At 72.2% G+C, this 19,719-nt stretch carries 20 protein-coding genes and 1 riboswitch; of the genes, 10 read left to right on the top strand and 10 right to left on the bottom strand.

Annotation, left to right across the window (positions count from 1 at the left end):
• Nucleotides 1–59 precede the first annotated feature (59 nt).
• Entirely contained in the window at nt 60–779 is a 720-nt protein-coding gene (locus ACIBNE_RS17520; protein WP_399272348.1) for a TetR/AcrR family transcriptional regulator, read from the top strand.
• Here the strand turns inward: ACIBNE_RS17520 and ACIBNE_RS17515 are convergent.
• The 4 genes from ACIBNE_RS17515 to ACIBNE_RS17500 all read right to left on the bottom strand — a co-directional run bounded on the left by ACIBNE_RS17515 (nt 745) and on the right by ACIBNE_RS17500 (nt 4,238).
• Nucleotides 745–1,068: a DMT family transporter gene (locus ACIBNE_RS17515; protein WP_399272962.1), complete on the bottom strand. Its 324-nt coding sequence runs from the start codon at nt 1,066–1,068 to the stop codon at nt 745–747. The genes ACIBNE_RS17520 and ACIBNE_RS17515 overlap by 35 nt on opposite strands.
• 85 nt (nt 1,069–1,153) lie before the next feature.
• Nucleotides 1,154–2,167 carry a ribosome small subunit-dependent GTPase A gene (gene rsgA / locus ACIBNE_RS17510; protein WP_399272346.1) on the bottom strand — a complete coding sequence of 338 codons (1,014 nt, stop codon included), beginning with the start codon at nt 2,165–2,167 and terminating at the stop codon, nt 1,154–1,156.
• Nucleotides 2,168–2,171: 4 nt separating this feature from the next.
• Nucleotides 2,172–3,521 (bottom strand): 3-phosphoshikimate 1-carboxyvinyltransferase, encoded by a 1,350-nt coding sequence (aroA, locus tag ACIBNE_RS17505; RefSeq protein WP_399272344.1) that lies wholly within the window; start codon nt 3,519–3,521, stop codon nt 2,172–2,174.
• A gap of 27 nt (nt 3,522–3,548) precedes the next feature.
• Nucleotides 3,549–4,238, bottom strand: a complete 690-nt coding sequence (locus ACIBNE_RS17500) for a M50 family metallopeptidase (RefSeq protein ID WP_399272342.1) — start codon at nt 4,236–4,238, stop codon at nt 3,549–3,551.
• A gap of 149 nt (nt 4,239–4,387) precedes the next feature.
• Between ACIBNE_RS17500 and ACIBNE_RS17495 the strand changes: the two genes are divergently transcribed.
• The 8 genes from ACIBNE_RS17495 to def all read left to right on the top strand — a co-directional run bounded on the left by ACIBNE_RS17495 (nt 4,388) and on the right by def (nt 11,877).
• Nucleotides 4,388–5,203 (top strand): SOS response-associated peptidase, encoded by an 816-nt coding sequence (locus tag ACIBNE_RS17495; protein ID WP_399272340.1) that lies wholly within the window; start codon nt 4,388–4,390, stop codon nt 5,201–5,203.
• A 172-nt stretch (nt 5,204–5,375) separates the two neighbouring features.
• Nucleotides 5,376–6,011, top strand: coding sequence for an alpha/beta family hydrolase (locus ACIBNE_RS17490; RefSeq protein ID WP_399272338.1), 636 nt, complete (start codon nt 5,376–5,378; stop codon nt 6,009–6,011).
• A gap of 231 nt (nt 6,012–6,242) precedes the next feature.
• Nucleotides 6,243–6,905, top strand: coding sequence for a sigma-70 family RNA polymerase sigma factor (locus tag ACIBNE_RS17485; RefSeq protein WP_399272960.1), 663 nt, complete (start codon nt 6,243–6,245; stop codon nt 6,903–6,905).
• Nucleotides 6,902–7,216 carry a mycothiol system anti-sigma-R factor gene (rsrA, locus tag ACIBNE_RS17480; protein ID WP_399272336.1) on the top strand — a complete coding sequence of 105 codons (315 nt, stop codon included), beginning with the start codon at nt 6,902–6,904 and terminating at the stop codon, nt 7,214–7,216. The genes ACIBNE_RS17485 and rsrA overlap by 4 nt, the downstream gene beginning before the upstream one ends.
• 163 nt (nt 7,217–7,379) lie before the next feature.
• Complete coding sequence (locus ACIBNE_RS17475; RefSeq protein ID WP_399272334.1) at nt 7,380–8,825, top strand: HD-GYP domain-containing protein; 1,446 nt, start codon at nt 7,380–7,382, stop codon at nt 8,823–8,825.
• A complete protein-coding gene (locus tag ACIBNE_RS17470; RefSeq protein ID WP_399272332.1) occupies nt 8,822–10,105 on the top strand; it encodes an HD-GYP domain-containing protein in 1,284 nt (427 codons plus the stop codon). Before ACIBNE_RS17475 ends, ACIBNE_RS17470 begins: the two co-directional genes overlap by 4 nt.
• An 81-nt stretch (nt 10,106–10,186) precedes the next feature.
• Nucleotides 10,187–11,167 (top strand): tetratricopeptide repeat protein, encoded by a 981-nt coding sequence (locus ACIBNE_RS17465; RefSeq protein WP_399272330.1) that lies wholly within the window; start codon nt 10,187–10,189, stop codon nt 11,165–11,167.
• Nucleotides 11,168–11,226: 59 nt separating this feature from the next.
• Nucleotides 11,227–11,877 carry a peptide deformylase gene (gene def, locus ACIBNE_RS17460; protein WP_399272328.1) on the top strand — a complete coding sequence of 217 codons (651 nt, stop codon included), beginning with the start codon at nt 11,227–11,229 and terminating at the stop codon, nt 11,875–11,877.
• Between the two features lie 43 nt (nt 11,878–11,920).
• On the opposite strand, the gene ACIBNE_RS17455 is transcribed toward def, so the two are convergent.
• Nucleotides 11,921–12,877 carry a helix-turn-helix domain-containing protein gene (locus ACIBNE_RS17455; RefSeq protein WP_399272326.1) on the bottom strand — a complete coding sequence of 319 codons (957 nt, stop codon included), beginning with the start codon at nt 12,875–12,877 and terminating at the stop codon, nt 11,921–11,923.
• Between the two features lie 81 nt (nt 12,878–12,958).
• On the opposite strand from ACIBNE_RS17455, the gene ACIBNE_RS17450 reads away from it, so the two are divergent.
• Complete coding sequence (locus ACIBNE_RS17450) at nt 12,959–13,165, top strand: hypothetical protein (RefSeq protein WP_399272324.1); 207 nt, start codon at nt 12,959–12,961, stop codon at nt 13,163–13,165.
• A 76-nt stretch (nt 13,166–13,241) separates the two neighbouring features.
• On the opposite strand, the gene ACIBNE_RS17445 is transcribed toward ACIBNE_RS17450, so the two are convergent.
• The 5 genes from ACIBNE_RS17445 to ACIBNE_RS17425 all read right to left on the bottom strand — a co-directional run bounded on the left by ACIBNE_RS17445 (nt 13,242) and on the right by ACIBNE_RS17425 (nt 19,600).
• A complete protein-coding gene (locus tag ACIBNE_RS17445) occupies nt 13,242–14,276 on the bottom strand; it encodes a ribonucleotide-diphosphate reductase subunit beta (RefSeq protein WP_399272322.1) in 1,035 nt (344 codons plus the stop codon).
• On the bottom strand, nt 14,276–16,645 hold the full coding sequence (locus ACIBNE_RS17440) for a ribonucleoside-diphosphate reductase subunit alpha (RefSeq protein WP_399272319.1): 2,370 nt from the start codon (nt 16,643–16,645) through the stop codon (nt 14,276–14,278). The genes ACIBNE_RS17445 and ACIBNE_RS17440 overlap by 1 nt, the downstream gene beginning before the upstream one ends.
• Nucleotides 16,646–16,778: 133 nt before the next feature.
• A riboswitch (cobalamin riboswitch) is annotated at nt 16,779–16,921 on the bottom strand.
• Nucleotides 16,922–17,059: 138 nt separating this feature from the next.
• A complete protein-coding gene (locus ACIBNE_RS17435; protein WP_399272317.1) occupies nt 17,060–17,638 on the bottom strand; it encodes a hypothetical protein in 579 nt (192 codons plus the stop codon).
• Nucleotides 17,639–17,720: 82 nt separating this feature from the next.
• Complete coding sequence (mctP, locus tag ACIBNE_RS17430) at nt 17,721–19,349, bottom strand: monocarboxylate uptake permease MctP (RefSeq protein WP_399272316.1); 1,629 nt, start codon at nt 19,347–19,349, stop codon at nt 17,721–17,723.
• A complete protein-coding gene (locus ACIBNE_RS17425) occupies nt 19,346–19,600 on the bottom strand; it encodes a DUF3311 domain-containing protein (RefSeq protein WP_399272314.1) in 255 nt (84 codons plus the stop codon). Before ACIBNE_RS17425 ends, mctP begins: the two co-directional genes overlap by 4 nt.
• Between the last annotated feature and the right edge of the window lie 119 nt (nt 19,601–19,719).

Below are 19,719 nucleotides of genomic sequence, written 5' to 3'. Positions count from 1 at the left end.
TGACAGTGCGTGGTGCTGAGTCAACTCTGTGCCCAGAGCCGCAAGGCGTGGAGGCGACGATGCCTACAGCCCGAGAGTCCTTACTTGACGCCGCTCTGACGGCGCTCCAGCACCTGCCCTGGTCAAGGGTCCGCATGGTCGACGTGGCGTCCGCGGCGGGCGTCTCCCGGCAGACCCTCTACAACGAGTTCGGCAGCAAGGACGGCCTCGCCCGAGCCCTGGTCCGGCGCGAGGCCGATCTGTACCTGTACGGAGTCGAACGCGTCCTCACCGGCCGTACCCCCCAGCCCCGCGCGGTCGAAACGCGAACGGGCAACGCGAGGGCGGGCGATTTCCGGCCCGGCGGCACCAGGGGCGGTGACGTCAGGCCGGGAGACCTCAGGCCCGGCGATGCCAGGTCCGGTGCCGACGCGTTGGTCGCGCTCGCCGAGTGGACCGTGGGCGAGGCCAGGGCCCGCCCCCTGCTGCGCGCGCTGCTCACCGGCTGCTGGGGCGAACGGCTCCCGGCGCCCCGGCAGGCCAGGCGCCCCGGCTCCGCCTCCGCCGTACCGGCCCAGCGGCGCGCGGACGGGGACCTGCCGGGACCGACCGAACTGCTCGCCGCCGTCCGCGACCGCTCGCTCGCCGTGCTGGGCGGCAAGGACGACGCGCTGGCCCACCGCTGCGAACTGGCCGCCCGCCTCGCGCTGTCGCACGTGGTGGCGCCGGGCGCCGAGGGCGTGGGCCCCGTCGTGCGGACCGCGGTCAGTGCGCCGAGCCCGAGAGCTGGAGGCCGATGACGCCGACGATCACCAGCGAGATCGAGACGAGCTTGAGCACCGAGACCACGTCGTCCAGGAAGATCATTCCGTAGATCGCCGTACCGGCCGCCCCGATGCCCGTCCACACCGCGTAGGCGGGGCCCACGTCGAGCTTCTTCAGCGAGAGCGTCAGCAGGCCGAAGCTGCCCAGCGCGAACGCCGCGAAGGCGATCGTGGGCCACAGCCGGGTGAAGCCGTGCGAGAGCTTGAGGCACACGGCGAACCCGGTCTCCAGGATCCCGGCGACCACGACCAGCAGCCACGCCATGCCCGCACCCATGGTTCGCCTCACTCCTGTCGGTTGGTGCGATTATGCATTTACCTGGACGGTACGGCAGCAAACGCCTCGCAGGTCAGTCGCCCTCGCGCCGCTCCCGCGTGGCGAGCAGCCGCCGCAGCGAGTAGAGGCGGGCCGGATCGGCCTTCCCCTCCTCGACCCAGGCGTCCAGCGCGCAGTCCGGCTCGTCGTGGCTGCACGCGCGCGGGCATTCCTCGGTGCCCGGCACCAGATCGGGGAAGGCGAGGATGACCCGCGAGGGGTCCACGTGGTGGAGGCCGAACGAGCGCACGCCCGGGGTGTCGATCACCCAGCCGCGTTCGTCCGGAAGGGGGAGCGCGAGCGCGGACGTGGTGGTGTGGCGGCCGCGCCCCGTGACGGCGTTGACGTGCCCCGTCGTACGCCGCCTGTCCGGCGGGACCAGCGCGTTGACCAGCGTCGTCTTGCCGACGCCCGAGTGCCCGACGAACGCCGTCACCTTGTCGTTCAGGAACTCCCTGACCCGGTCGGCCGCCGCGTCGCCGTCCTCCAGCTCCTCGCGGCTCGTCACGACGTACGGGATGTCCAGCGCGCCGTACAGGTCGAGGAGGCCCTCGGGGCCCGCCAGGTCCGACTTGGTGAGCACCAGCAGCGGCGAGAGCCCGCCGTCGTACGCGGCCACCAGGCAGCGGTCGATGAGGCGGGGGCGCGGCTCGGGGTCCGCGAGGGCCGTGACGATGGCCAGCTGGTCGGCGTTGGCCACGACCACGCGCTCGAACGGATCGTCGTCGTCCGCCGTGCGGCGCAGCACGGACGTCCGCTCGCCGATGCGCACGACGCGCGCCAGGGTGTCCTTGTCGCCCGACAGGTCGCCCACCAGGGAGACCGTGTCGCCGACCACGGCGGCCTTGCGGCCCAGCTCGCGGGCCTTCATCGCGACGACCGCACGGCCGTCGACGAGGCAGGTCAGCCGGCCCCGGTCGACGGTGAGGACCATGCCGTCCGCGGCGTCCTCGTGCTTGGGCCTGATGTTCGTACGGGGGCGGTTGCCCTTGCGGTTCGGGCGGACGCGGACGTCGTCCTCGTCGGGGTTCTTGCCGTAGCGGCGCATCGGCTCAGACTCCCGCGAGCATCGTCGTCCACATCCGCGGGAAATCGGGCAGTGTCTTGGCCGTCGTCGCCACGTTCTCGATCTCCACGCCCGGCACCGCGAGCCCGATGATCGCGCCGGCCGTCGCCATGCGGTGGTCGTCGTACGTGTGGAAGATGCCGCCGTGCAGTCGGCGCGGGCGGATGTGCAGGCCGTCGGCGGTCTCCGTGACGTCGCCGCCCAGCTCGTTGATCTCCTTGGTGAGCGCCGCGAGCCGGTCCGTCTCGTGCAGTCGCAGGTGGGCGACGCCGCGCAGCGTGGACGGGGAGTCGGCCAGCGCGGCGACGGCCGCGATGCCCGGGGTCAGCTCGCCGACCTCGCTCAGGTCCACGTCGATGCCGTGGACCGTGCCGGTGCCCGTGAAGGTCAGACCGCGCTCGTCGAGCTCACAGGAGCCGCCCATCTCCGTGAAGATCCGGCGCAGCGCGTCACCGGGCTGCGTGGTGCGCGCGGGCCAGTCGGGGACGGTCACCCGGCCGCCGGTGATCAGCGCGGCGGCGAGGAACGGCTGGGCGTTGGAGAGGTCGGGCTCGACGGTCAGGTCGCGGCCGAGCAGCGCGGAGGGGGAGACCCGCCACACGTTGGGCTCGCCGCCGGTCTCCGGCTCGTCGACCTGGGCGCCGATCGCGCGCAGCATGTCGACGGTCATCCGGATGTGCGGCATCGAGGGCAGGGTGCTGCCCACGTGGCGCACCTCCACGCCCTGGTTGAAACGCGGTGCGGAGAGCAGCAGGGCGCTGACGAACTGGGAGGACGACGAGGCGTCGATCTCGACCAGGCCGCCGTCCAGGGCGCCGCCGCCGTGCACGGTCATGGGGAGCGAACCGCGCCCCTCGTCGTCGATGCGGGCGCCCAGCGTGCGCAGCGCCCCGATGACCGCGCCCAGCGGACGCTCGTACGACCTGGGGTCGCCGTCGAAGCGGATCGGGCCGTCGGCGAGCGCGGCGACCGGCGGCAGGAACCGCATGACCGTTCCGGCGTTGCCGACGTCCACCCGGGCCGGGCCGTGCAGGGCGTTGGGAATGATGCGCCAGGCCTCGCCCGAACCGTCGGGGCCGCCGGCGACGGACGAGCTGGACGACACGGTCTCCTCGATGCCCACGCCCATCGCGCGCAGCGCCTGGGCCATCAGCAGGGTGTCGCGGGAGCGCAGGGGACGGCGCAGCCAGCCGGGCTCGGCGGCGAGGGCGGCGAGGACGAGGGCGCGGTTGGTGACCGACTTCGATCCGGGCACGGTGACCGTCGCGTCGACGGCTCCGCTCGCGTGAGGGGCGGGCCAGAGGGCGGGCAGGGCGTGCGCGGGGCTTTCGGTCATGCCCTCCACTTTAGTGGTGGGCGGCCCTCAGATGCCGAGCAGCCAGCGCCCGCCGCCGATCAGCGAACAGAGCGACACGGCGTGGAAGAGGAAGAGCCAGAGGGCCGGGGGGACGTGGGTCAGCCGGGCCAGCTGGTCCGCGTCGGAGTCGGGCGCCCCGCCGTACCGCCGCTTGTGCTGGAGCTCGAAGGCGGGGCGCACGCCGCCCAGGAGGAGGAACCACACGGCGGTGTACGCGAACGCCGACTGGACGTCCGGTTCGGTCAGCCACGACACCAGGAGGAACGCGGCGCTCGTGACGACGACGGTCAGCGCCCCGTACGCGTTGCGGATCATCACCAGCATGGCCAGGAGCAGGGCGGTGGCCGCCCACAGCAGGAGCGTGATGCGCCCGGAGGCCAGCAGGGCCGCGCCGCCGAGGCCCAGCAGCGGCGGCGCGGTGTAGCCGGCGGCCGCGGTGAGGATCATGCCGAGGCCGGTGGGCCTGCCCCGGCTCACCGTGAGGCCGCTCGTGTCGGAGTGCAGCCTGATGCCGTCGAGGCGGCGGCCCGTGGCGAGCGCGACGAGGCCGTGACCGCCCTCGTGGGCGATGGTGATCGCGTTGCGGGTGAGCCGCCAGAGGGCGCGCGGGACGACGGCGGCGAGCGCGGCGGCCGCCGTCGCGTACACCAGCCACTCCTCGGGGGCGGGCTGGGTGTCGAAGACTTCCAAGGCCATGGCTCGGCTGCTCCTCGTCGCGGTCGGGCGTCGGCTGGGGTCCAGGAAGTGTGGCACTCCTTGCTGTGATCCTCGCCGTGAGGGACTCCGCCCCCGGTAGCGTTCACGGAGGGTAAGGGTCAGGGCAGTAGAGGGAGGGGTGGTTTCGGATGTGCGGACGGTTCGCCGCGAGCCGCGGTCCGGAGGAGCTGACCGGGGTCTTCGAGGTGGAGCGGTGGGAGCCCGAGGAGACGCTCGCGCCCGACTGGAACGTCGCGCCGACCAAGAGCGTGTACGCGGTCCTGGAGCGGCCGCTCAAGGGCACCGGGGATCCCCGTCCCGTACGGCAGCTGCGGCCGCTCAAGTGGGGGCTCGTGCCGTCCTGGGCGAAGTCGCCCGAGGGGGCGGCGCGGATGATCAACGCGCGGTCGGAGACCGTGCACGAGAAGCCGTCGTTCCGGCGGGCCTTCGAGGCGCGGCGCTGCATCGTGCCCGCCGACGGCTACTACGAGTGGGTCACCGGGGCGGGGGAGCGGGACCTGGAGGTCGAGGGGAAGAAGAAGCGGCCGCGCAAGCAGCCGTACTTCGTGACCCCCGCGGACGGGTCCGTGCTGGCGATGGCCGGGCTGTACGAGTTCTGGCGGGACCGGACGCTGCCCGACGACCATCCGTCGGCGTGGTGGGCCACCTGCTCGGTGATCACGCTGGAGGCGGAGACCGGGCCGCTGGGGGTGGCCCCGGCGGAGGGGCCCGCGTCGCTGGCCGACATCCACCCCAGGATGCCGCTGATGCTGCCGCGCGACCGGTGGGACGCGTGGCTGGACCCCGGGCACACCGACCCGGCCTCGCTGCGGGGGCTGCTCGCGGCGCCCGAGGGCGGGTTGATGCGGGCGTACGCCGTGGGGACGGCGGTCAGCAACGTGCGGAACAACGGGCCCGAGCTGCTGCGGGAGCTGGAGGGCCCGGAGGAGGGGACGCTGTTCTGAGGGGGGGCGCGGTGCGGGCGCCGTTGCACGGGGGCGGCGTTCGCCTGCGGCGGGCGGCACGTTGCGCGTGTGCCCCGCTCTCGCGCAGTTCCCCGCGCCCCTTGAGGGGCGCGGGGAACTGCGCGGTCTTTGACGCCCCCGCGCAGCGGGTGGGGGGTCGCACAATGGGCGCGTGGACATTGATGAGGTGGAGACGCCCGCAGGGCTCGCACGGGTCACGTGGCACGGGAGCCGGGACGCCCGGCTCGTCCTCGCTCTCGGGCACGGCGCCGGCGGCGGCATCGAGGCCCGCGACCTGAGGGCGATCGCGGACACCGCCCCCCGCCACGGCGTCACCGTCGCCCTCGTCGAGCAGCCCTGGCGCGTCGCGGGCAAGAAGGTCGCCCCCGCCCCCAAGACCCTCGACGCCGGGTGGCGCGGACTCTGGCCGGTCCTGGAGAAGCGCGGGCTGCCCGTGGTCGCGGGCGGCCGCAGCGCGGGCGCCAGGGTCGCCTGCAGGACCGGCCGCGAACTCGGCGCCGTGGGAGTGCTCGCGCTGAGCTTCCCGCTGCACCCGCCGGGCAAGCCGGAGAAGTCCCGCGCCGACGAACTGCTGGGCACCGGCCTGCCGACGCTCGTCGTGCAGGGCGGCAACGACCCCTTCGGGAAGCCGGAGGAGTTCCCCGAAGGGGCGTACGAACTCGTCGGGGTCCCGTTCGGGGACCACGGCTTCGCCGTGCCCAAGCGCGCCCCCGTGGGTCAGGAGGAGGCGGTGGACGGCCTCGCCGCACACGTCGGCGCGTGGCTTTCCCGGCTCCGGGAATGTTGAGCACGTGACCACTGTTGTGGCGGACATCAGCATTCGCACGTCGTAAGTGGAGAGGGTGTCCGTCGCATGGGTTCGACCATCTGCCCGCAGCGTTCCAGCGCCGCTGACCTGGAGTGGACCGTCCTGCCCGCGGCCAAGACCGCTCGGATTCGAGCGGCGGGCGGACCGGATCGTCGTCTAAGCTCCGATTCGAGCGGAGCCGCGTTCGGCCTCGCCACGACGTTGGAGGAGGTGGGTCCGGTCACTGGGACCGATGTAGCGTCCGAAGGGTCCGACGGGTCGGAAGAGACGACCGCCGAGCGCAACGCTCGGTTCGAGCGGGATGCGCTGGGCTACCTCGACCAGATGTACTCGGCCGCACTCCGCATGACGCGCAATCCGGCGGACGCCGAGGACCTCGTGCAGGAGACGTACGCGAAGGCGTACGGGTCCTTCCACCAGTTCCGCGAGGGCACGAACCTGAAGGCGTGGCTGTACCGGATCCTCACGAACACCTTCATCAACTCCTACCGCAAGAAGCAGCGCGAACCGCAGCGCAGCGCCGCCGAGGAGATCGAGGACTGGCAGCTCGCGCGCGCCGAGTCGCACATGTCGACCGGTCTCAGGTCGGCCGAGTCGCAGGCGCTCGACCACCTGCCGGACTCCGACGTGAAGGCGGCGCTCCAGGCGATCCCCGAGGAATTCCGGATAGCGGTCTATCTCGCGGACGTCGAGGGCTTTGCCTACAAGGAGATCGCGGACATCATGGGTACACCCATCGGCACGGTGATGTCCCGACTGCACCGCGGTCGCCGCCAGTTGCGCGGCATGCTGGAGGACTACGCCCGGGAGCGCGGGCTCGTCCCCGCGGGTGCCGGAGGTTCGTCGAACGATCGGAAAGGCTCGGGCTCATGAGCTGCGGAGAGCCGCACGAGACGGACTGCTCTGAAGTCCTGGACCATCTCTACGAGTTCCTCGACCACGAGATGCCCGACAGCGACTGCGACAAGTTCGAGGTGCACTTCGAGGAGTGCTCGCCGTGCCTGGAGAAGTACGGCCTCGAACAGGCCGTGAAGAAGCTGGTGAAGCGTTGCTGCGGACAGGACGACGTCCCCGCTGACCTGCGGTCCAAGGTGATGGGACGGATCGATCTGATCCGGTCGGGACAGGTCGTTCCCGAACAGGACGTCGCCGGGGCCGAGCTGCCCGGCGCGGTCAAGGAGTAGCCGCAAACGCGTTCTTGAGGGGCGCCCCGCGAAAGCGGGGCGCCCCTCGGGTGTTTTGCGGACGTGTCACCCGTACGTGCTAATCGCCCCCTTCGTCGCTTCGTGCGCCGGGCAACTCGCTAGCCTTGCCGTCGAGTTGAGGGGTGGGTGAGGAGGAACGGGCGTGCGGGTACTACCGGTGGCGGCGCGCCTCTATGTGCTGTGTGCCGTCTTGGCGGCCGTCGGCAGCACCCTGCCGGCCCTGCTTCCAGGAGCGCGGGTCCCGTGGGGGGCCGTCGCCCTCCTCTCCGCCGTGTACGCGGCCTGCGAGCTGCCCGAGCACTGCCCGCTCACCCGGCGCCGCGTGCCGGTGCCGGTGCCCGCCGGGTCGTTCTTCCCCGTCCTGCTCGCCGCGGTCTTCCTGCTGCCGCCCCCGGCCGCGGGCCTCGTCGCCGTCGGCGGCGCGCTCGTCGGCCGCACCGAAGGGGGCAGGCGCGCCCCTCTCGTGCGCCGCGTCTGGCACGCCGCACAGCTGGTCGTCGCCGTCGACGCGGCCGCCTGGGCGCACGCCCTGCTCGGCGGGCGCCCCCTGCTGGGCGGCAGCGGCGGCGGGGACGCCGACGGCGGCAACGGCGGCGGGCCCGACTTCCCCGACGTCCTGCTGCCCATGGCCGCCGCCGTCCTGGTGTTCAGCGCGGTCCTCGCCGCCCTGGAGGGCGGGATCCTGGCCACCGCCGAGGGACGGCCGCCCGGCACCGCCTGGCGCGGCCTGCTGGTGCGCTCGCTCGCCCCGCACGCCGTGCACGGGCTCGCCGGACTGATGATGGCCGTGCTGTGGCGCAGCCCGTACGGACCGGTCGCCGCGCTCTTCGTCCTGCTGCCCATGTACATCTCCTGCTGGGTCTTCGCGCAGTACCACCGCGAGCGCGCCGCGCACCAGGCGACCATCAGGGCCCTGGTCCAGGCCGTCGACATCAAGGACCGCTACACCAGGGGCCACAGCGAACGGGTGGGGCGGGCGTCGGTGCTCATCGCCCGCGAGCTGGGCATGGACGAGCGGCGCCTGGAAGTCCTGCGGTTCGCCGGGATCCTGCACGACGTCGGCAAGCTCGGCGTGCCCACGCGCGTGCTGCGCAAGGACGGGCCGCTCACCGCCGAGGAGCGGCGGGTGATCGAACTGCACCCGGAGTACGGCCACGAGATCGTGCGCGGCATCGGCTTCCTCGGCGAGGCCCGCGCCGCGATCCTCCACCACCACGAGCGCATCGACGGCAGTGGCTACCCGTACGGCCTCTCCGGCGAAGCCATTCCGGAGTTCGCCCGGGTGGTCGCCGTCGCCGACGCCTTCGACGCGATGACCTCCACCCGCTCCTACCGGCGCGCCAGGCCCGTGGAGGCGGCCGTCGCGGAGCTGGTGCGGTGCGCGGGGACGCAGTTCGACCCCGCGATGGTCCACGCGCTCGCCCGCGCCTTGGAGCGCGACGGCTGGGAGAGCGTCGTCACGGCCGACGGGACGGGCGCCCCGGTGCCGGGCAGGGCCGCCGGGGAGACGGGCGCGGAGCCCTCCGTACCGGCGGAGGGCTCCGCACAACAGGCGCAGTCCGACTCCCTCGCGGAGCGCGTCGGGTGAGGGCCGTCCTGTGGGCCGTCCACACGGGCGCCGCCCTCCTCGTCGCCGCCGGGTTCGCCGCGACCCTGTGGAACGGCGTCGCCGAACCGGGCAACGCCCTGGCCTTCGGGGCCCTCGTCGCCCTGGGCGAGCTGGCCCGCTGGCGCACGCCCCCCGGCCCGCGCCGCCCCGGCGGCCGCGCGCCGCTGGAGCGCGACGCGGGCGAGCGCGAACCGGCGCCCCTGGGAGCGGCGGGCGCCCTCGCGTACGCCCTGCTGGGCCAGAGCGGCGGACAGCCCACCACCCACGGCGTGCTCCAGACCGTCGCCGTCGTCGTCACCGGCACCCTCGTCGGCGCCGTCCCGCACGTCGCGCGCGGCACGGGCCCCTCGCCCGACCAGCTCGCCCGCCGCGTGCTCACCGTCGCCTTCGCCGCCGCCTGCTTCCAGCCGCTCTACAACTCCGGCAGGCTCGCCGGGCTCGTCGGCGACGGCGCACCCTACGCGCTGTTCCTGCTGGTGCTGCTGGCCCTCACCGCGCTCTGCGACGCCGTCCTGGCCGCCCTGATGGCCCGCGCCAGGACCGCCTATCCCTACGGCCCGCTGCTCCGCGACGAACTGCGCGCCCTGCTCGGCATCGGCTCGGCGGTCTGCGCGACCGGTGTCGTCATGGCGCTGGGCGTCGCCGTGGCCGGACTGTGGGCGCTCTGCGTCTTCTGCGTGCCGCTGCTCCTCACCCAGGTGTCGTTCCGCCGCTACGCGGCCGTGCGCACCACCTACCGGCAGACCATCGCCTCCCTGGCCAGGGCCACCGAGATCGCCGGCTACACCCCGCACGGCCACGCCCACCGGGTCGCGGCCCTCAGCCTCGCGGTCGGCCGGGAGGTGGGGCTCTCGGGCCCCGGGCTCGTCCTCCTCGAACACGCGGCCCTGATGCACGACATCGGCCAGCTCTCCCTGGTCGACCCGGTCCCCGACGGCGCCACCGCCACCCTCCCGGGCCCCGAACAGCAGCGGATCGCGCTGCTGGGCGGTGCGGTGGTGCGCCAGACCGGAGTCCCGGCCGAGGTCGCCGTCGTCGTCGAACGGCAGGCCGATCCGTACCGCGACCAGCCGCTGCCCGCCCGGGTCGTACGGGTCGTCAACGCCTACGACGACCTGGCGGGTAGCGGCCCCGGCGGGGCCCTGGGCGCCCTGGAGAAGCTCAGGCTCGGCACCGGGCACGACTACCAGCCCGAGGTCGTGGAAGCCCTCGCCAGAGTCCTGGCGAGGGACGGTCTTACCCCTCTGCCACCTGGGTAACCCATGGGTAATGAGCGGGCGTCCGGCCGGGCATGGTTGGATGCGAAGAAGAGGGTGTCCAGTCCGGGACAGGCGGGAATCGTGAGGATCTTCGGGAAGGTACGGCATCGGCCCTCCGCCTCGTGGCGGCAGGCCACGGACCGCGCGTTCACGCTGATCGGTGACGGTCGGTACGAGGACGCGGGGGCGTTGCTGACGCGTGCGGCCGACTTGGAGCCCTGGCTCTCCGAGTCCTGGTTCAACCTGGCGCTGCTGCACAAGTTCCGGCACGACTGGGAACAGGCGCGTGCCGCGGGCCTGCGGGCCGTCGCGCTGCTCGACAGGGAGGCGGGGGCGCCCGACTGGTGGAACGTCGGCATCGCGGCCACCGCGCTCCAGGACTGGCCGCTGGCCAGGCGCGCCTGGCAGGCGTACGGGCTGAAGGTGCCGGGCGACGTCGCGGCGGGCGGCGAGCCCGCCGGGATGCAGCTGGGCTCCGCGGCCGTGCGGCTCTCGCCCGAGGGCGAGGCCGAGGTGGTGTGGGGACGCAGGCTCGACCCCGCGCGCATCGAGGTGCTGTCCATTCCGCTGCCGTCCTCCGGGCGCCGCTGGGGCGAGGTCGTGCTCCACGACGGCGTGCCGCACGGCGAGCGGACCACGGCCGCCGGGCCCTCGTACCCGGTCTTCGACGAGATCGAGCTGTGGGCGCCCTCGCCGGTGCCGACCTGGGTGGTGCTCCTGGAGGCCGCCACGGAGGCGGACAGGGACGCGCTGGAGCGCCTCGCGTCCGACGCCGGGTTCGCCGCCGAGGACTGGTCCTCGTCCGTGCGGCTGCTCTGCCGGGCCTGCTCGGAGTCGCGGATGCCCAGCGACGAGGGCGACGGGGAGCACCTGGACCCGCACGACCACAGCGAGCCGGGCCATCCGGGCCCGCTCGGCCACCGCACGGCGGGCGACCTGTGGGTGCCGGAGCGCGAGTGCGGCATCGCGGCGCCCTCGGGACTGGTGCGCGGGCTGCTCGACGGCTGGGTCGCGGACAGTCCCGACAGCCGGGAGTGGCGCGATCTCGAAGAAGTCTGCTGACCGGGGGCCGTAGGCTGTACGCGACACCGGTCCAGGTTTGAGGAAGGCGTACGGCGGACATGGCGCAGCAGGACACCGAGCAGGAGCGGGGCGGCGTGCTCCCCGTGGACGACGAGGGCTTCGTCGTCGACACCGAGGACACCGAGGCCCGCGAGGAGGCCCACCGCGGGCGCGGCACGTCGCGGCCGATCACGGTCGTCGGCAACCCCGTGCTGCACAAGGAGTGCAAGGACGTCACCGAATTCGGTGACGGGCTCGCGGCGCTCGTCGACGACATGTTCGCCAGCCAGCGGACGGCGGAGGGCGTGGGCCTGGCCGCCAACCAGATCGGCGTCGACCTGAAGGTCTTCGTCTACGACTGCATGGACGACGAGGGCCTGCGCCACGTGGGCGTCGTCTGCAACCCGGTCCTCACCGAGCTGCCCGCAGAGCGCCGCGTCCTCGACGACTCCAACGAGGGCTGCCTCTCCGTGCCCACCGCCTACGCCTCGCTGGCCCGCCCGGACTACGCCGAGGTCACCGGGCAGGACGAGAAGGGCAACCCGATCAAGGTCAGGGGCACCGGCTACTTCGCGCGCTGCCTCCAGCACGAGACGGACCACCTGTACGGCTACCTGTACATCGACCGCCTCTCCAAGCGCGAGCGCAAGGACGCCCTGCGCCAGATGGAAGAGGGCACGCCCCGCTACCCGGTCGTCCCCAACGCGTAAACGTCCGACCGGTTGAGTTGGTCGAGCGACCGCCGCCGTACGTTCAGGAGACCACCCGGAACGTACGGCGGTAGCTGTTGGGCGTGGTGCCCAGCGAGCGGGTGAACTGGTGGCGCAGGGCGGCGGCCGTGCCGAAGCCCGCGCGCACCGCGATCGCGTCCACCGTCTCGTCGGTGGTCTCCAGCAGCCGCTGCGCCAGCAGGACGCGCTGGCGCAGGAGCCAGCGGTACGGGGTGGTGCCGGTCTCCTGCTGGAAGCGGCGCGCGAAGGTGCGCGGCGACATGTGGGCGCGGGCGGCGAGCTGTTCGACGGTCACCTCCTCGTCGAGGTGCTGGTCCATCCAGACGAGGACCCCGCCGACGGTGTCGCACCGCGAGCGGGGCAGCGGCCGCTCGATGTACTGGGCCTGGCCGCCGTCCCGGTGCGGCGGCACGACCATGCGGCGGGCGACGCCGTTCGCGGTCTCGGGGCCGTACTCCTGGCGCAGCAGGTGCAGACAGGCGTCGATGCCCGCCGCCGTGCCGGCCGACGTGAAGACCGGGTCGGCGTCCACGTAGAGCACGTCGGGCTCGATGTGCGCCCGGGGGAAGCGGATCGCCAGCTCCTTGGCGTACCGCCAGTGCGAGGCGCAGCGCCTGCCGTCGAGCAGCCCGGCCGCGCCGAGGATGAAGTTGCCCGAGCAGACGCCCAGGATGCGGGCGCCCCGGTCGACGGCGTCGCACAGGGCGCGCAGCAGCTCGGGCGGGAACTCCCGGTCCACGTAGTGCAGTCCGGCGGGGAGGGCGATGAGGTCGGCCTCTTCGAGGCGGTCGAGGCCGTGCGGGACGTTGATGGTGAACCCGGCGGGGGTGGCGAGGACGGGGCCCTCGGCCGAGACGACCGCGAAGTCGTGCACGGGCAGCCCCTCGTCGCTCCTGTCGAACCCGAACACCTCGCAGACGACGCCCAGTTCGAAGGGGTGTACGCCGTCGAGCACCACTGCGGCCACGTTCTTCAGCATGGCAGCAGTGTGGCAGTAATTCGATGCTGTGTGTCAGTCCTGCCACTGACCGTTTTCCTTGCGGAGAGCGAGAGTTGAGGCATGAACACATTCCTGGACTACCTCGCCGTAGCGGTCGTTTTCACGCTTGTCGCCCTTCCCTCGCTCATCGGACACCTCAAGGAGCGGGCCGTCGATCGTCAGCTCGCCCGCGCGGAGGCGGGGCTGCCGGCCCTCGACGATCCGCTCTCCCCACCGGAAGTGGCGCGGCGGGCCCCGCTCGCCACCGGACGTGCCCTGACCCGCTGACCCGCTGATCCGTACGGACCCGGACGCACGGATGGGGGGCACCGCTCGCGCGGTGCCCCCCATCCGTTTGCCGGGTCTAGAAGTCGTCGTCGAAGGAGACGTTGCCCTCCACGGCCACCTGGTAGGCCGAGACGCGGCGCTCGAAGAAGTTCGTCAGCTCCTGGACGCCCTGGAGCTCCATGAACGCGAACGGGTTCTCGGAGCCGTACAGCGCGGGGAAGCCGAGGCGCACGAGGCGCTGGTCGGCGACGCACTCCAGGTACTGGCGCATCGACTCGGTGTTCATGCCGGGCAGGCCGTCACCGCACAGGTCGCGGCCGAACTGGAGCTCCGCCTCGACGGCCTCCTTCAGCATGTCGGTGACCTGCTGCTGGAGCTCGTCGTCGAAGAGCTCGGGCTCCTCCTTGCGGACCGTGTCCACGACCTCGAACGCGAAGTTCATGTGCATGGTCTCGTCGCGGAACACCCAGTTGGTGCCGGTCGCCAGGCCGTGCAGCAGGCCGCGCGAGCGGAACCAGTAGACGTACGCGAAGGCGCCGTAGAAGAACAGGCCCTCGATGCACGCCGCGAAGCAGATCAGGTTGAGCAGGAAGCGACGGCGGTCGGCCTTCGTCTCCAGCCGGTCGAGCTTCTCGACCTCGTTGATCCACTTGAAGCAGAACTGCGCCTTCTCGCGGATGGAGGGGATGTTCTCGACGGCGTCGAACGCGGCGGCGCGGTCGTCCGGGTCGGGGAGGTAGGTGTCGAGCAGCGTCAGGTAGAACTGGACGTGCACGGCCTCCTCGAACAGCTGGCGCGACAGGTACAGGCGCGCCTCGGGGGAGTTGATGTGCTTGTAGAGCGTGAGCACCAGGTTGTTCGCCACGATCGAGTCGCCCGTCGCGAAGAACGCGACCAGACGGCCGATCATGTGCTGCTCACCGGGGGTGAGCTTGGCGAGGTCGGCGACGTCGGAGTGGAGGTCGACCTCCTCGACGGTCCAGGTGTTCTTGATCGCGTCCCGGTAGCGCTCGTAGAAGTCGGGGTAGCGCATCGGGCGGAGCGTCAGCTCGAAGCCGGGGTCGAGCAGGTTCTTGGCGGCGCCGGTGGCGCCGGTGGCTTCGGTGGACATTACTGGCAGGCCTCGCAGGACTCGGGGTTTTCCAGGGAGCAGGCGACCGCGTCCGGGTCGGCGACCTGGGGGGACGCCTGCGCGGGGACGGGGGCCTGCGCGCGGGCCGCGCCCGCGATGCGCGTCGCGGGGCGCGAGCGCAGGTAGTACGTGGTCTTCAGGCCCTGCTTCCACGCGTACGCGTACATGGAGCTGAGCTTCCCGATGGTCGGGGTCTCCAGGAAGAGGTTCAGGGACTGCGACTGGTCCAGGAACGGGGTGCGCGCGGCGGCCATGTCGATCAGGCCGCGCTGCGGGATCTCCCACGCCGTGCGGTACAGCTCGCGCACGTCGGCGGGGATCCACGCGAAGCCCTGGACCGAGCCGTTGGCGTCGCGCAGCGCGTCGCGGGTGCGGGCGTCCCACACGCCCAGCTCCTTGAGGTCCCGTACGAGGTACGAGTTGACCTGGAGGAACTCGCCGGACAGCGTCTCGCGCTTGAAGAGGTTGGAGACCTGCGGCTCGATGCACTCGTAGACGCCCGCGATCGATGCGATCGTCGCGGTCGGGGCGATCGCGAGGAGCAGCGAGTTGCGCATGCCGGTCTTCGCGACGCGCGCCCGCAGGGCGTCCCAGCGCTCCGGCCAGTTCAGCTCGGTGTCGAAGTGGTCCGGGTGCAGCACGCCGCGCGCCGTACGGGTCTCGTCCCAGGCCGGGAAGGTGCCCGCGCGCTCGGCGAGGTCGCAGGACGCCTCGTACGCCGTGAGCATGATCCGCTCGGCGATCTTCGTGGAGAGCGCCTTGGCCTCGGCGGAGTCGAAGGGCAGCCGCAGCTTGAAGAAGACGTCCTGGAGGCCCATGGCGCCCAGGCCCACCGGACGCCACTTGGCGTTGGAGTTCCCGGCCTGCTCGGTCGGGTAGAAGTTGATGTCCACGACGCGGTCGAGGAAGGTCACGGCCGTGCGGACCGTGGAGTCCAGGCGGTCCCAGTCGATCTCGCCGGCCTCGGTGACGAACGCGCCCATGTTGATCGAGCCGAGGTTGCAGACGGCCGTCTCGCCGTCGTCGGAGACCTCCAGGATCTCCGTGCACAGGTTCGAGGAGTGCACGACGCGGCCCGGCAGCGCGGTCTGGTTGGCGGCCCGGTTGGAGGCGTCCTTGAACGTCATCCAGCCGTTGCCGGTCTGCGCGAGCGTGCGCATCATGCGGCCGTACAGGTCGCGCGCGGGCATCGTCCTGCGCGCCAGGCCCTTGGCCTCGGCGGCCCGGTAGGCGGCGTCGAACTCGTCGCCCCACAGGTCGACCAGCTCGGGGACGTCGGCGGGGGAGAAGAGCGACCAGTCGGCGTCGGCGTTCACGCGGCGCATGAACTCGTCGGGGATCCAGTGCGCCAGGTTGAGGTTGTGCGTGCGGCGCTGGTCCTCGCCCGTGTTGTCGCGCAGCTCCAGGAACTCCTCGATGTCCGCGTGCCAGGTCTCCAGGTAGACCGCGGCGGCGCCCTTGCGGCGGCCGCCCTGGTTCACCGCGGCGACCGAGGCGTCGAGGGTCTTGAGGAAGGGCACGATGCCGTTGGAGTGGCCGTTGGTGCCCCGGATCAGCGAGCCGCGCGAGCGCACCCGGGAGTAGGGGATGCCGATGCCGCCCGCGTGCTTGGAGAGCCGCGCGACCTGGAGGTAGCGCTCGTAGATCGAGTCCAGCTCGTCCAGCGGCGAGTCCAGCAGGTAGCAGGAGGACATCTGCGGGTGGCGGGTGCCGGAGTTGAAGAGCGTCGGCGACGAGGGGAGGTAGTCGAGGCGGCTCATCAGGCGGTAGAGCGCCGCGACCTCGTCCAGGGCGCGCGGCGAGTTGTTCTCGGCCAGGCCCGCGGCGACGCGCAGCATGAACTGCTGCGGGGTCTCGATCACCTTGCGGGTGATCGGGTGGCGCAGCAGGTAGCGGCTGTAGAGGGTGCGCAGGCCGAAGTACTCGAAGCGGTCGTCGCCCAGCGGGTCGATCAGCGCGTCCAGCGCGGCGGCGTGCAGCGTGACGAATTCGGCGGTGCGGTCGGCGATCAGGCCCTCGCGGTGCCCGACGGCGACGGAGGCGGAGAAGACGACGGCGCCCTGGCTCCGGGCCTCGTCGGCGATCGTACGGGCGAGGAGGCGGGCGGCCAGCTTCGAGTACGCGGGGTCCTCCGCGATCAGCCCGGCGGCGGCGTCGGTGGCGAGGTCGCGGAGCTCGGCGGCGTCCGACCCGGCGTGCCGGCCGCGCAGCGCGGCGGCCGCGACCTTGCCCGGGTCGGTGTCGGGCAGGTCGACCGTGAGGTCGGTCAGGGTCCGCAGCAGTGCGGTTCCGGGACCGTCGGTGTCCGCGGTCGCGACTGAAGCGGGATCGGCGGGCGCGATCGTCACGTGGAGGCTCTCCCTCGCTCGGCTCGGGGCCGGCGGGGGCAGCGGGGCGCCGTCCGGGCAGGCGCGAAGGGCACACCGGACGGCGTCCACCGGCCCAACCGCGAGGCCCGGACGTCTGGGCACCCGGTTCGGCTGAACCGGATGCGCCGTCGGCAGGTCATCGGACTCACGGGCACGGAAAAGCGTGCCAAAGAACACCGTTGCGGGACAGTTCCGGATTTTCACCGGATTCCCCTGCGACGACAGCGAGGACGAGCATACATGTGGGGGGTGCCTGATGCGGCACCCACCACATGTTGTGTCGCCCGTCTCGGGGCACCTGTTCGGGGTCGCCCGAATTGTGCCGTGCGCGCGCCGCGGAGCCGCTTTCCCTTGTGCCGCCTGGGCGGGCGGCGTCCGGGCCGGTCGGGGCGCTCAGCCCGATGCGCTCTCCGGGTCCACGGGGTCCACCGGGGCCCCGTCGCCGTCGGCCGGGAGGTCGCCGCGCTCCACGTCCGCGCCGCCGCCCGTGGCGCCGCTCGCGGTCGCCTCGGGCAGCACCTCGTCCAGCTCCCTGTCGTTCGCGCGGTGGGCGCCGTCGACCGCGTCGCGCAGCGTCTGTTCGTCGACGGCCGACAGCTCGCCGCTCGCCGTGATCACCCGCTCGCCGTCGATCCGTACGAACCGGTGGTCGGTCGCGCCCTTGCGGTAGCCGCCCTTCTGACCCCGCTTCCGCTCGACGGAGAGCTGGAACATCCTGCCGCTCCCGTCGGTGTGGACCGCGCCGTAGCCGTCGTCGCCGACGACCCCGACCGACTGTTTGGCGACCGTGAAGCCGGTCACCTCGGTGACGTACACGAAGTCGACCGAGGTCTGCGCGGCGCGGGCGCGCGCCTCCAGCTCGGCCCGCGGCGGCGCGGCGCCCGCTCCTGCCCGCTCGGTGCCGCAGGCGGCGACGAGCAGGACGGGGAGCAGCAGGAGCGGGGCGGTGCGGCGCGTCCTCGGGGTCGTCATGCGGGCCATCATCGCGTACGTCGAACGGGCCGCCGCACGTATGTGCGACGGCCCGTTCGGCGGCCCGGAAGGCCCGGACGGCCTAGTGGCCGGAGCCCGCCGTCGCCTTCGGCAGCTCGGCCCGGACCCCGGGGTCGCCGGCGTCCGCCGTGTAGTCCTCGGGCGAGGTCTCGTCGATGCCGTCGGGCGCGTTGACCGCCTTCAGGACGAACGTCATGACCACGGTGACGACCACGTTCAGCACGAACGCGGTGAGGCCGATGTAGCCGATCTCCCCGATGCCGGGGATCTCCGCCGACGAGCCGCCGAAGTGCTTCTGGGTCGGCGAGGCCACCCCGTACGCCGCGGCCGTGCCGTACACCATGCCCACGGCCCAGCCCGCGAGCAGCGCCCAGCGGTGGAACCAGCGGGTGAACAGGCCGCCCACCAGCGCGGGCAGCGTCTGGAGGATCCAGATCCCGCCGAGCAGCTGGAAGTTGATCGCGACGGTCTTGTCCATGGTCAGGACGAACGCCAGCGCGCCCACCTTCACCAGCAGCGAGACCAGCTTGGAGACCTTGGTCTCCTGCTCGGGCGTCGCGTCCGGCCTGATGAAGTCCTTGTAGATGTTGCGCGTGAAGAGGTTTGCCGCGGCGATCGACATGATCGCGGCGGGCACCAGCGCGCCGATGCCGATCGCGGCGAAGGCCACGCCCGCGAACCAGTCGGGGAACATGTTCTCGAAGAGCTGCGGGATGGCCAGCTGACCGTTCTTGACCTTGATCCCGGCCGCGATCGCCATGAAGCCGAGCAGTGCGAGCAGGCCCAGCATGAGCGAGTACAGCGGCAGGATGGTCGTGTTGCGGCGGATGACCTCGCGGCTCTTGGAGGAGAGCGTCGCGGTGATCGAGTGCGGGTACATGAAGAGCGCGAGCGCCGAACCGAGCGCGAGCGTCGCGTACCCCCACTGCCCCATCTCGCCGGGCACCAGCGCGCCGCGCGGCTTGTCCGTCGCCGGGTTGATCTGCGCGTAGGCGTCGCCCGCCTTGGCGAAGATCTCGTCGAAACCGCCCAGCTTGTACGGGATGTAGATGATCGCGACCAGGATCACCAGGTAGATCAGGGTGTCCTTGACGAAGGCGATCAGGGCGGGCGCGCGCAGCCCGGAGGAGTAGGTGTACGCCGCCAGCACGCCGAACGCCAGCAGCAGCGGCAGGTCCTTGACGAACCAGTGGGTGTTCTCGCCGCCGCCGACGCCCATCACGTCCAGGACGGCCTGGATGCCGACCAGCTGGAGCGCGATGTACGGCATCGTGGCGAGGATGCCGGTGACGGCGACCGCCAGCGACAGCCCCTTGGAGCCGAAGCGCCCGCGCACGAAGTCCGAGGTGGTGACGTACCCGTGCTTGTGCGAGACCGACCACAGGCGCGGCAGGAAGGTGAAGATCAGCGGGTACACCAGGATCGTGTACGGGACGGCGAAGAAGCCCGCCGCGCCCGCCGCGTAGATCGCCGCCGGGACGGCGACGAAGGTGTACGCGGTGTAGAGGTCGCCGCCGAGCAGGAACCAGGTGACCCAGGTGCCGAACGAACGGCCGCCGAGGCCCCATTCGTCCAGGCTGTTCTCGTTCTCGGCCCTGCGCCAGCGCGAGGCGAGGAAGCCCATGACCGTGACGGCCAGGAAGAAGAAGATGAAGACGGCGAGCGCGACGCCGTTCACGCCGTCCTTCACTTCGCCGCACCCCCCTTGCGGGCGCGCTGGTCGTGCTTCCACAGCTGGTACGCGACCATCGTGAGCGCGGTCGAGACGACCACCCAGAGCATCTGGTACCAGTAGAAGAACGGGATGCCGGCGAGCTTGGGGTCGATCTTCGCGTACGAGTCGACCCAGAGCATGGCGACGAACGGCGCGGCGAGACAGAGGCCGATGATCACGCGCACGGGCGTGATCACGGGTCTGTTCTCATCTGGCACTTGCGGCATACGTGGGCACCGTCCCCTCGCTGATCCCTCTGCAACGTGCGGGAAATCTAAGGGACTATCTCGCTCTATGGAACCCCTGTCCGCTATCCGGACAGGGGCTTGCCAAGGGGGCCCGCCGC

Source organism: Streptomyces sp. NPDC050504, from assembly GCF_044458065.1.
Classification (GTDB): Bacteria; Actinomycetota; Actinomycetes; order Streptomycetales; family Streptomycetaceae; genus Streptomyces.
This window is presented reverse-complemented; position numbering and strand designations above follow the sequence as displayed.

Excerpts from the sequence above, each read along its gene's own strand:
- ACIBNE_RS17445 (WP_399272322.1), bottom strand. The coding sequence starts at position 14,276 with ATGTCCACCGAAGCCACCGGCGCCACCGGCGCCGCCAAGAACCTGCTC.
- rsgA (WP_399272346.1), bottom strand. The coding sequence starts at position 2,167 with ATGCGCCGCTACGGCAAGAACCCCGACGAGGACGACGTCCGCGTCCGC.
- ACIBNE_RS17495 (WP_399272340.1), top strand. The coding sequence starts at position 4,388 with ATGTGCGGACGGTTCGCCGCGAGCCGCGGTCCGGAGGAGCTGACCGGG.
- ACIBNE_RS17435 (WP_399272317.1), bottom strand. The coding sequence starts at position 17,638 with ATGACGACCCCGAGGACGCGCCGCACCGCCCCGCTCCTGCTGCTCCCC.
- ACIBNE_RS17520 (WP_399272348.1), top strand. The coding sequence starts at position 60 with ATGCCTACAGCCCGAGAGTCCTTACTTGACGCCGCTCTGACGGCGCTC.
- ACIBNE_RS17515 (WP_399272962.1), bottom strand. The coding sequence starts at position 1,068 with ATGGCGTGGCTGCTGGTCGTGGTCGCCGGGATCCTGGAGACCGGGTTC.
- ACIBNE_RS17500 (WP_399272342.1), bottom strand. The coding sequence starts at position 4,238 with ATGGCCTTGGAAGTCTTCGACACCCAGCCCGCCCCCGAGGAGTGGCTG.
- def (WP_399272328.1), top strand. The coding sequence starts at position 11,227 with ATGGCGCAGCAGGACACCGAGCAGGAGCGGGGCGGCGTGCTCCCCGTG.
- ACIBNE_RS17425 (WP_399272314.1), bottom strand. The coding sequence starts at position 19,600 with ATGCCGCAAGTGCCAGATGAGAACAGACCCGTGATCACGCCCGTGCGC.
- ACIBNE_RS17455 (WP_399272326.1), bottom strand. The coding sequence starts at position 12,877 with ATGCTGAAGAACGTGGCCGCAGTGGTGCTCGACGGCGTACACCCCTTC.
- rsrA (WP_399272336.1), top strand. The coding sequence starts at position 6,902 with ATGAGCTGCGGAGAGCCGCACGAGACGGACTGCTCTGAAGTCCTGGAC.
- aroA (WP_399272344.1), bottom strand. The coding sequence starts at position 3,521 with ATGACCGAAAGCCCCGCGCACGCCCTGCCCGCCCTCTGGCCCGCCCCT.
- ACIBNE_RS17450 (WP_399272324.1), top strand. The coding sequence starts at position 12,959 with ATGAACACATTCCTGGACTACCTCGCCGTAGCGGTCGTTTTCACGCTT.